Consider the following 11,053-nt stretch of genomic DNA (forward strand, 5'->3'; position numbering starts at 1 on the left):
GGCAGTGCTGCCACCGTTAGTCGCGGTGATCTGGTAGCGGATACAACCGCCCGGTGCCGCGCCCAGACCGATGTTGGTCGCGCTGTACGCGGTGTCCGCGATGCCGTCGCAAGTCTGGTCGAGCGCTTGCATCTTCACGAGAGTGACCTGCGAAGCGACCACGCTGGTCGTGTCGGTGACCGAGACAGCAGTCGGAGCCGCGATGCCGCCGATGACACCAGTAGTAGTCGCCGTCAGCGTGGTGGTATCGGTCGAACCGATGGCCGCGCCCGGAGCAGTCGTCACTTTGACGAACAGTCGCGCCGTTTCGCCAGCCGACAAACCGGCCGCCGTGCTCGCACCGTTGGTGCCGCTGACCAGCTGCGACAAGTTGGTGATGATCGGATCGTTCGCATCCAGCACCGTGTCGTTGTTACGGTCCCAGTAGATGACGCTGGTGAAGCCAGAGCTGCTGGTAGCAGACAAAGCAACCGTGCTGCCGCTGCCGTCGCCTTCAGTGGCGTTGCCGGTGTTCACGATGGTGTGCGTGTAGGTCACGGTGCCGCCCGAGGTCGTCTGGCCCGTGTTGTTCGGGGACATGACCAGGCTGCGAGCCGCGGTTACAGAGATCGCGTTATGCAACGCATCCGTCGAGCCGGTGCTCGGCGACAGCGCGCGGAAGTAGACATCGAAGCCAGTGCTCGCATTCGCCGGTGCAGTCACGGTGGCGGTGAAGGTGCGATTGCTGTTGGCGTTCACCACGCCGGTGTTGCTGACGATGTTGCCGTTCGAGTCGCGGAACACGATGCTCCAACCGGCAGGCAACGTGGTCGTGGCGAGCGTGCCGTCGGTGGTCGCGCTCAGATTGTATGTGTCGGCCAGGCCGCTGCTGTTCGCAATCACCAGCGTGACGGTCGCGCTGGCGCCCGGGGCCACCGGAGTCGTGATCACTGCCGCGCCTTCAGGACCGGCGCCGACGCCAGGACCGCCAAGCGTGTTGTTGGTCAGGTCGACGGTGCTGGTGCCGATCGCAGTCAACGTGTCCGTGCCGGGATCCGACTTGGTGGAGTCGAGCACCGAGCGACCGATCAGGTCGATGGTGTACGGGCCGCCGTGCACGCCGGTGGGCAGCGTGGCTTTGACGATGATGTTGAGCGTGGCGCTGGCAGCCATCGGGCCGGTGTCGGGAATGCCGTCGCCGTTGCTGTCCATCACCGGCGTGACACCGTCAGCCTTGAACAGCTGGAAGGTGGTGCCGGCCGGGAACGCGTTGTTGGCGAACGTGAGGTTGAACGTGTCCGCGCCGTTGCCGGTGTTGATCACGCCGTTGGTGAACACCACGGTGCCGCCCTGCGCGGCGCTAGCAACGGTCGAGTCGTTGACCTGCACCGACGCCGTCTGCTGAACCGTGTACTGCGCAGTGTTGGTGTTCGCGGTCGGCACCGTGCCGGAGCCGTCGTTGTATGTATAAGTCGCGGTGCTCGCGGTGGCTGGGTTGGAGCCCACCGGCAAGCCCGAGTTCACATTCACCTGGAAGGTCAGCGTGCCGCTGGCGCCCGGGGCCACCGAGTCGATGACCGCGGTGACGCGATTCGACTGCGTGAAACCGAAGTCATAAGTAAGGCCGCTCTGATTGCCGCCGGCCGCATCGGTGAGCACCGTGCTGCCAGTCGCGCTCCAGCGGCCGCTACCCGCGACGTAGGTAAAGCCCGAAGGAATCACATCGGCCAACGTCACGTTGGTGGCAGTGGTGTTGCCGGTGTTGGTGTAGGTGACGGTCAAGGTGCGCGAAGTCACCGACGGCGACGGGCCGACTGCGACATCGATCGAGTGCGTCACGTTGATCACGCCCTGCGCGGTGATCGTGGTCACGTCCGTATTGGCGCGCGACACCGTGTTGTTGAAGCCGCTGGTGGCGGTGACCGTCAAGGTGTTGGTGTTACCGACCACCACCGAGCTCGGCACCGTGCCGACCGCGACGAAGTTGAACACGCCGCCGGCCACGACCTGGCCGGACGAAGTGATCGCCGTGTTGCTGTCGGGTACGCCGTCGCCGTTCGCGTCCGCGTAGTACTGCATCGTGGTGAACGAGAACGAGCCGCTCTGGCCCGAGGTCAGTGCGAACGTATCCGCACCGTTACCGGTGTTGGTAATGGTGTGCGGATAGAACACCTGGCCGCCGGCGGTTGCCGTCTTGGCGCCGTTGGCGCTGAGGGTGAAGCTCGCAACCTGCTGCACGGTGGTGATGACGGTGTTCGAAGTCACGGTGCGCGTGACTTGCGAATCATCCGAATACGTCGCCGATGCCTGGTTGCCGATGGTCGCGCCGGCGGGCGGAGCGGCCTGGGCAATCGTGGCGGCAATGGCGGCGATGCCTAGTAGTGCCGCGCCTCGCCACGTTCGTGGGTTGCGCAGGTGCTGGCGGATCGAGCTGGTCATGTCACTTCCTAAAAACATGGCTGTGAATAATTCCGGTTAAGACTTACTGCTGCTGTCCGGTGGTCAGCACCGGCTCGCTGATGACTCGCACGCGAGCAGTCACGACCTTGCTGGCGCCGGCGGGCAGATCGCCCAGCGGCCAACGCAGGAAGCGATACTCGGCGGCGGGCACGAGCTGTTGCTGGGGCTTGCCGTCAGGCAGCTTGACCAGGCGTTTCAAAGGAGCGGGGGCGAACTGGGCGCCGTCGAGGCTGGCTTGCACGCCGGTGGGAATGGCGCTACCGAGTAGGTATTCAACACCGGTGGCCGGCACTGGCAGCGTCGCCATGACGGCCTTGAGCGGTTTGTCAGAAACGTTTTTGTATGTGGCTCGATACTCGAGCACGTCGCCCGGCTTGGCTTCCGAGGCGGCCAGCAATTGTTCCTTGCCGTCGGCCAGGACGATCTTGTGAGCTTCCAGCGTGGCGCTGAGTGGCTCGGCTGCAAAGGTGCTCTGGGCGAGCAGGGCAGCGGCAGTGGCCAGCAGTGATACCAACAGTTTCATTTCAGCTCCGTCGAAAAGTGCAACGCTATGTGCACAGTCTCGTCGGAATGACGACTGTTTTAACTGGGTGTATCCCTAGGCGGGCAGTGCGTCAAACGAAAACTGGAGTCGGTTTCACGAACCGCAGGCAATGGCTTAGGGGCCCGCCCCACTCGTGGTTGCGTGCCTGACTACACCTTCAAACGTTTTTTATGCTTTTTGTTATGAGTTGACGTTGGTGCGTCAACTGTTCTGACTGTTAGTAGCGACGAGTTTACCCGCGGCTTGAGGGCGTCGCATCAGCAACCGGCAGATTTGTGACATCGGTGGTCACTAGTAAAGAGAACCACTAGTTGGGTATAAAAAACTATGCCCGGGCAGCTGTAGGGGCGGCCCGGGCATGGTTTAAGGGTCGCTATGAATTACGCGGCTCAGTGCTCTTCGGCGCGGAATTTCTCGTGGCAGCCTTTGCAAGTTTTGCCGGTGTCGCCGAAGGCGGCCTTGATGGCGCCGACGTCGCCGCTATTGGCGGCCGCCTGCAACTTGGGAGCCGCTTCGCCGAAGGCCTTGATGGCGGCCTTGAACTCGTCCGGCTTGCTCCAGATGGCGGGCAGCGACTGGGTCTTGCCGGCTTCCGGACCGGAGCCCGCCGGGAACCACTTCTCCTGATTGATGGAGGCGTCGTTCACCACCTTGGCGGCTGTCTTGATGGCGGCCAGGTCGGGCTTGTCGCCCTTGGTCTGGTCGCGGATCACTTTGAAGGAGTCGCCGAGCTTGTGGTAGTGATCGTGACGGGCTTTCTGCAGCTCTTTGACGTTGCTGGGGACGGTGGTGGGCTCGGAGGCCTGTGCGACCAGCGCGAGCGCCGGGATCAGCACGGCCGCGGCGAGGGCGGAACGAACTCGATTCATGGATGACACCTGGCTATACGGATTGGCTAGGACAAAAAGTTTTCAGAAGCGCTTGGGCTCGCTTCGGACTTGCGTCGCGAGCTTAGCCAGATTGTCCTTACAGGATCCTGACTTTTCCACCGCTCGGAGCCACACCGACGCGGCCCTGACAAAAGTTTCATCAGTTATTGACTGGCTTGTAACCGGCGGGCCTGTCGCAGCCCGATGGCTGAGCTAAGCTTGCGACGCTCGAACTGGCACTTGAATAACAGCGGGGTTGGATGATGAAGAGCCTGCGTATCGGGATACTGGCGTGTGTCGCGTTGTTGCTCGGAGCTTGTGCCGGCACGCCGTCGCAACCATCGCAACCTAAAGGTGCGGACTTATCCGGTAACTGGATACTGACCACCGAAAGCCAGATGGGCGCGCAGGATGCAGCCATGTCGGTGCGCCAGACCGGCAGCGCTTTGGCAGGCACCATCACCGGCCAGGCCGGCAGCGTCGATTACACCGGTTCGGTGAACGGCTCGGCGGTGGCCTTTGATTTCGTCATCAATATCCAAGGCACCGACTTGAAGCTGGACTACTCCGGCACGGTCGAGGGCGACACCATCAAGGGCAAGGCGGTGTTCGGCCAGTTCGGCGAAGGCACGTTTACCGCCAAGCGAAAGTAGCAAAGCTTGCTAGCTCCGGGGGACCAGCAGGTCCCGCCGGGGCTCGAGCCACTTCGGTACCAACAGCGGACAGCTGGGCGAAGCATCGATGACGATTTCCGCGAAGCCTAGTTCTGGTTCGCGGTCGTAGCGCAGGTCGCCCAGCACCAATTGCTCTTTGACGGTCGCCAGCCACGGCATCCGAATGAATCGGAACGCAGCCGCCGCTTCGCAGTTGGACTGAGCGAGCGCCGCGAGTCGTGCAGTCGGCGTGCTGATCTGCCCGTACCATTTCACTGCATCGCTGTCGTTGGACGGCACCGGTACCAGTGGCGCGGTGATCGGGGTATCGAGGCTGCGGCTGAGGCATTGATCCGCCGTCAGCCAAGCGGGCGACAGCGCCAGCATGGCTCTGCGCAGGACGGCATTGTCTGCTTCTTTCTGTAGCACCATGACTTCCCAGCACGTCGGATTGACCGGCATCGGTGTCACGATGCGATCGAGCAACGTGCCGCCGGGGAACTGTTGAGCAGCGATCGCATCGATGCGCGCTCTCGCTGTGTGAGCCGTGATCGCGAACATCGCAGTCGCTCCCAACCAAACCGTCACGCTGGCCGCGAGCGCGATGTTGGTCGACGCGCGCTGACCGATCAGCAACATCCCCGCGACCAACAATGCATACGCCACCGCTAACACTTGCGGCACCATGCCGCTGAAGAAACACAGCGCGATGGCTGCGACCATCAGCAATAGAACGGCGAAGCGGGCGATATGTGTTTTGAACACAAACGCGAGCGGCGCGCAGGCGGCCCAGAACAGCGGTTCGATGATGAACACCGTATCGCCATAGAACCAACGATTGTCCAGCGGCCAGAACGGATGCACGCCGTAGTTGTTGGTGAAGTCCATGGCGATGTGAAGCAACGGTGTGAACAGCAACACCGCTGCGAGCACTGCGTAGTCCTGCGACGAGGCTTGCAGATTGCGCTTGCGTAGCCACCAGCGAGCGATGGCCAAGACCGCAACGCCAAGTGCCAGTGCTATCAACACAGTATGGGTATGGCCGCGATGATGCAGCAGGTAATTCAGCTTGCCGCCGAAGAACGAATACAACAGATCGCTGTCCGGCAAGTTGCTGCCGATGGCCGCCAAGGTCACGCACAGATTGCGGCGAGTCGGCGCCGGCAGCGCGCTTCGGCTGCGTGGCGCCACTCGGGCGGCAACCTCGCCGACCAATGCGCCGATGATGGTGTGCGTGACGTTGTCCATCCGCCCAGTGTAGCTGGTATCGGTTGACAGGCCCTGCCCGGGCAAGGCAAGCTGGCTGAAAATCATCACCTGATGAATTAATTCCATCGAGTCGATCCGTCGGGGGCAGCGGTCACACAGTCGTGGTGTGCCGCGAGGACATTCATGACTTTCGCCATAGTCCTGCTCGCATTGGTGTTGCTCATGCTGGCCGCGTATCGCGGTTACAGCGTCATCCTGTTCGCGCCTTTAGCGGCCTTGCTGGCGGTGCTGCTCACCGATCCGGCGGCGGTGCCTTCGGTGTTCACCGGGCTGTTCATGGAGCGCATGGTCGGCTTCCTGAAGCTGTACTTCCCGGTGTTCCTGCTGGGTGCGGTGTTCGGCAAATTGATCGAGCTGTCGGGCTTCTCGCAATCCATCGCTGCGGCAGTGATCAGGCTGGTCGGTCAGGAACGCGCCATCCTGTCCATCGTGCTGGTGTGTGCGCTGCTGACTTACGGCGGCGTTTCGCTGTTCGTGGTGGTGTTCGCGGTGTATCCGTTCGCCGCCGAGATGTTTCGTCGCGGGGATATTCCGAAACGACTCATCCCCGGCACCATCGCCTTGGGCGCCTTCACCTTTACTATGGATGCGCTGCCCGGCACGCCGCAGATTCAGAACATCATTCCCACCACGTTCTTTGGCACCAACACTTGGGCAGCGCCGTTGTTAGGTGTCATCGGTGGCGCATTCATTCTTACTTGCGGCCTGCTGTACCTGGAGTGGCGGCGGCGACAGGCTGTGCAAGCGGGCGAAGGTTATGGCGTCGGTCACAGCAACGAGCCAGAGCAGCTCGCGAGTGGCAGCTCCGTTCATCCGTTGCTCGCCATTCTGCCGCTACTGGTCGTCGGCATCGCCAATCTGATTTTCACGCGCCTCATTCCTCGGTTCTACGAGCCCACGATTGAAACGCAGCTGGAAGGGCTCGCGCAGCCGTTGGTGATGCAGCTGTCCAGCGTGGTTGCAATTTGGGCGGTAATGGGCGCGTTGCTGATGGGTATCCTGACCGTGCTCGTGTTCGCGTTCCGGCCGGTGATAACCAAGTTCGCCGAAGGCACCAAGACCGCGGTGGGTGGCGCGTTGCTGGCAGCGATGAACACGGCATCCGAGTATGGCTTCGGCGCGGTGATCGCAGCGTTGCCTGGCTTTCTGATCATTCGGAATGCGTTGATGTCCATTCCCGATCCGCTGGTGAATGAGGCCATCACAGTGACGACGCTCGCTGGTGTCACGGGTTCAGCGTCAGGTGGACTCAGCATCGCGCTGGCTGCGATGTCAGAACACTTCTTGGCCGCGGCGCAGGCTGCAAACATTCCGCCGGAAGTCCTGCATCGAGTAGCAGCGATGGCCAGTGGCGGCATGGACACGTTGCCTCATAACGGCGCCGTCATCACCTTGCTGGCCGTCACCGGACTGACGCACCGGCAATCGTACAAAGACATTTTCGCCATCACTTGCGTCAAGACCCTGGCGGTGTTTTTCGTCATTGCCGTGTACTACGCCACTGGCATCGTTTGAGATATGCGATGAACAAACTGTCTCGTGTACTGGCCGGAGTTGTCACCATGGCCATGACCGGTGCCGCGCTCGCCGCGCCTTTGCCGAAAGCAGCTAAACCCGAAGCGGTCGGTTTGGCCTCGCAGCGCTTGCAACGAGTGACCGATGCGTTCAACGCCGATGTGTCGAGCGGCAAGATTCCGGGCGCGGTGGTACTGATCGCGCGCGACGGCAAGGTCGCTTATCTCCAAACCTTCGGCTTCCAGGATCGCGCCGCCAACAGCAGCATGCGGGCCGATTCGATATTTCGGGTCGCCTCGTTGACCAAGCCGGTCACCATGGTGGCCGCGTTGATGCTGGTCGAAGAAGGCAAGCTGCAGCTGATGGATCCGGTGTCCGTCTATTTGCCGCAATTGAAACAGCTGCAGGTCGGCGTCGAAGTCAAAGAAGGCAGCGGCGAGCGGCGCTTGGCGCTCGAGCCGGCGCGTCGCGAAGTGACGGTGCAGGATCTGATGCGTCATACCTCGGGCATGACCTACGGCATCTTCGGCGACTCGTTGGTGCAGCGGGCCTATCGGGCCGCCGACACCATGAACGATCAGCAAACCAATGAGCAGCTGATCGACAAGCTGGCGCAATTGCCGCTGGCCTTTCAACCGGGCTCGGCGTTCGAGTATGGAATGTCCAACGACGTGATCGGTCGCGTCATCGAAGTGCGCGGTGGCGTGGATCTGAACCGCTTCATCGTCGAGCGCATCGCCAAACCGTTGGGCATGCAGAACACCGCGTTCCTGCTGGACTCGCAGCAAACAACCCGGCTGGCCCAACCGCAGGTCGCGCCGGGCGCGCCGCCGTTGGTCATTGGCTACAACCCGGCCAAGCCGCCGCAATGGTTTTCGGGCGGTGGCGGCTTGTTGTCGACGGCTGAGGACTACGCTCGCTTTTGCCAGATGTTGCTCAACGGCGGCGAGCTCGACGGCGTCCGTGTGTTATCGCGCAAGAGTGTGGAGCTGATGACCAGCAATCATTTGCCGCCGGGCGTGAGCTACGGCGCATTCACTCAGGAGCTGGGACTGACGGCGCCCCTGCCTCAGTACGGTCAAGGCTACGGGCTGGGAGTGGGTGTGCGCCAGGAAGCCGGCCGCAGCATGGTGCCCGGCTCGGTGGGCGATTATTTCTGGGGCGGCGCCACCGGGCCCTATTTCTGGGTGGATCCGCAAGAAAAATTGGTAGTAGTGATGATGCTCCAGGTGGCGGACATGCAGCTGCGCACCCACTACCGCTCGCTGTTGCGTAACCTGGTCTATCAAGCGCTGCAGTGACATTCTGCGCCATCGCAGCGAATGTTTTAAGTCACGGAAAATCGCAATCCCGAAAGCGCTGTTTTCGCGTTGACCACGGCCCGTGGAGGCGGCACCCTCCGGCTGGTGAGTACGTCCCCTGTCATTCGCGTAGATGGATCTGCCGACTTCTTGAGTGGCGGCGGTGAGCTTGGCGAGCTGATTCGGGGTTTCGACTGGCATCGCACTTCGCTGGGTGCGCCAGGAAACTGGCCGCAGGCGTTGCGGACCGCGTTGCGTATCTTGCTCACCACTCATCATCCGGCCTGTATTTTCTGGGGGCCGGAACTGCTTTGCTTCTACAACGACGCTTATCGCGGCTCGCTCGGGCCGGAGCGGCATCCGGAGATGCTCGGCGCACCGCTGCGCGAGGTATGGGCGGCAACCTGGTCGGTGATGGGCCCGCAAATCGAGCGGGTGATGTCCGGCGCCGGCGCCACCTGGGCCGAAGATCATCTCGTGATGATTCCGCGCTTCGGTAAGCGCGAAGAAATTTTCTGGACCTACAGCTTCAGCCCCATCGACGACGCCGGCGCCGAGCACAACGTCGGCGGCGTCATGGTCCTGTGCATGGAGACCACCAAGAAGGTGCGGGCCGAGCGCCAGCTGGCGTTCCAGCTGGGGTTGAGCGACAAGCTGCGCAGCTTGGGCGATGCCTCGGAAATCATGTTGACCGCGGCCGAGATGGTCGGCCGGCAGTTGAGTGCGGGGCGCGTCGGTTACGGCGAAATCGAGGAGTCCGGCAAGACCGGTGTGGTGGTCTGCGACTGGACCGTGCCCGGCATGCCGAGTCTGGCTGGCCGGCATCGGCTGCATGATTTCGGCACCGTGCTGGTTCGTGAGCTGCAAGCCGGTCGCACGGTGCGGCTCGAAGATGCATTCAACGATCCGTTGACCGATGAAGAGGGCGCTAAAGATATCTATCGCGCCATCGGCTCGCGCTCCGGAATCACGGTGCCGCTGATCAAAGGCGGACGCTTGGTCGGCGTGCTGTATGTACATCAAGCCGAACCGCGCCGTTGGACCGACGATGAAGTGGCACTGACGCGCGAGACTGCGGAGCGGACTTGGGAAGCTGTCGAACGAGCGCGTGCCGAGAATGCTTTGCGACAGCTCAATGCGACGCTGGAACAGCGAGTCGAGGACGCCGTCGCTCAGCGCAAACTGTGGGGCGACTTGCTGGATTCGGTAACGGCGCTGGTTGCAGCCGTCGGTAACGACTATCGCTTCCTGGCGATGAACAAAGCGTATACCGAACGTTTCGAACGCCGTATCGGCGTGCGGCCGTCAGTGGGTGCAAGCCTGCTGGAACTGATGAAGACCGAACGCGAGCAGCTGGCGATGTCCGGTAGTCGTTGGAGTCGCGCGCTGGCTGGCGAAGAGTTCACATTGATCGAACCTACCGCGCCCAGCGAGGGCGACGGGATGCGCCAATACGAGATCACTTATACGTCGCTGCGCGATCCCGAGGGTCGCGTCATCGGTGCATTCCAATATGCACAGGATGTGACCGAGCGCGTCCGCGATCAGCAGCGTTTGTCGGAAGCGGAAGAATCGTTGCGTCAGTCGCAGAAGATGGAAGCGGTCGGTCAGCTCACCGGCGGCATCGCGCACGACTTCAACAATCTGTTGACCGGCATCATCGGCTCGCTGGACATGATGCAAAGAAAGCTGGCGCGCGGTCAGCAGATCGATGTGAACGCTTACGTGTCGGCGGCGATGACGGCTGCAAATCGCGCGGCCGCTTTGACGCATCGACTACTGGCGTTCTCGCGACGGCAAGCGCTCGATCCGCGGCCGGTGCATGTGAATCGGTTGATCCTCGGCATGGAGGAACTGTTGCGACGAACGTTGGGCGAGGCCATTGCTCTGGAGTTCGTCGAAGCCGAGGCGTTGTGGTTGACTCGCTGCGACCAGAACCAACTGGAAAGCGCGCTGTTGAATCTGACCATCAATGCTCGCGATGCCATGCCCAACGGCGGCAAGCTCAGCATCGAAATCACCAATACTCAGTTGACCGACGCTCATGAGGCCAAGCTGCGTGACGTGGTGCCCGGCGATTACATTGCCATCTATGTCACGGACACCGGCGTCGGCATGCCGCCGGAAGTGATGAGCCGGGCATTCGATCCGTTTTTCACCACCAAGCCCATCGGACAAGGCACCGGGCTGGGCTTGTCCATGATTTACGGCTTCACGCGGCAGTCGGGCGGCTACGCCAAGATTCAATCCGAAGTCGGCAAAGGCACTTCAGTGCGGTTGTACTTGCCGCGGTATCACGGCGAGCACGAGGCGGCACAAGAGCCGTTGCCGGTGCCAGTCGCGTTGCAGCCGAGTGCGCGCGAAGAAGTGGTGCTGGTGGTCGAGGATGAGCAAGTGGTGCGCGACTTGGTGGTCGACCTGCTCACGGAAATGGGCTATCGATCCTTGCAGGCCGTCGACGGA

Annotated in this window: 8 protein-coding genes; 4 read left to right on the forward strand and 4 right to left on the reverse strand. The window is 62.0% G+C overall.

Annotated features, from left to right (window positions below; translation table 11 throughout):
* The 3 genes from JNL55_RS07965 to JNL55_RS07975 all read right to left on the reverse strand — a co-directional run.
* The coding region (locus JNL55_RS07965; protein ID WP_293851691.1) for a beta strand repeat-containing protein at positions 1–2,418 on the reverse strand (2,418 nt) is incomplete at its 3' end.
* Between the two features lie 43 nt (positions 2,419–2,461).
* On the reverse strand, positions 2,462–2,962 hold the full coding sequence (locus tag JNL55_RS07970) for a hypothetical protein (protein ID WP_293851693.1): 501 nt from the start codon (positions 2,960–2,962) through the stop codon (positions 2,462–2,464).
* Positions 2,963–3,372: 410 nt separating this feature from the next.
* Positions 3,373–3,852 (reverse strand): c-type cytochrome, encoded by a 480-nt coding sequence (locus JNL55_RS07975; protein WP_293851696.1) that lies wholly within the window; start codon positions 3,850–3,852, stop codon positions 3,373–3,375.
* Between the two features lie 263 nt (positions 3,853–4,115).
* On the opposite strand from JNL55_RS07975, the gene JNL55_RS07980 reads away from it, so the two are divergent.
* Positions 4,116–4,505: a hypothetical protein gene (locus JNL55_RS07980; protein WP_293851699.1), complete on the forward strand. Its 390-nt coding sequence runs from the start codon at positions 4,116–4,118 to the stop codon at positions 4,503–4,505.
* 9 nt (positions 4,506–4,514) lie between these two features.
* Here the strand turns inward: JNL55_RS07980 and JNL55_RS07985 are convergent, their stop codons facing one another.
* Complete coding sequence (locus JNL55_RS07985; protein ID WP_293851702.1) at positions 4,515–5,840, reverse strand: metal-dependent hydrolase; 1,326 nt, start codon at positions 5,838–5,840, stop codon at positions 4,515–4,517.
* 57 nt (positions 5,841–5,897) lie between these two features.
* On the opposite strand from JNL55_RS07985, the gene JNL55_RS07990 reads away from it, so the two are divergent.
* The 3 genes from JNL55_RS07990 to JNL55_RS08000 all read left to right on the forward strand — a co-directional run.
* Positions 5,898–7,289 carry a GntP family permease gene (locus JNL55_RS07990; protein ID WP_293851705.1) on the forward strand — a complete coding sequence of 464 codons (1,392 nt, stop codon included), beginning with the start codon at positions 5,898–5,900 and terminating at the stop codon, positions 7,287–7,289.
* A gap of 8 nt (positions 7,290–7,297) precedes the next feature.
* Positions 7,298–8,590, forward strand: a complete 1,293-nt coding sequence (locus JNL55_RS07995) for a serine hydrolase domain-containing protein (RefSeq protein WP_293851708.1) — start codon at positions 7,298–7,300, stop codon at positions 8,588–8,590.
* Positions 8,591–8,695: 105 nt separating this feature from the next.
* A partial coding sequence (locus JNL55_RS08000; protein WP_293851711.1) for an ATP-binding protein occupies positions 8,696–11,053 on the forward strand: 2,358 nt, incomplete at its 3' end.

The sequence above is a fragment of the Steroidobacter sp. genome (assembly GCF_016790065.1).
Classification (GTDB): domain Bacteria; phylum Pseudomonadota; class Gammaproteobacteria; order Steroidobacterales; family Steroidobacteraceae; genus Steroidobacter.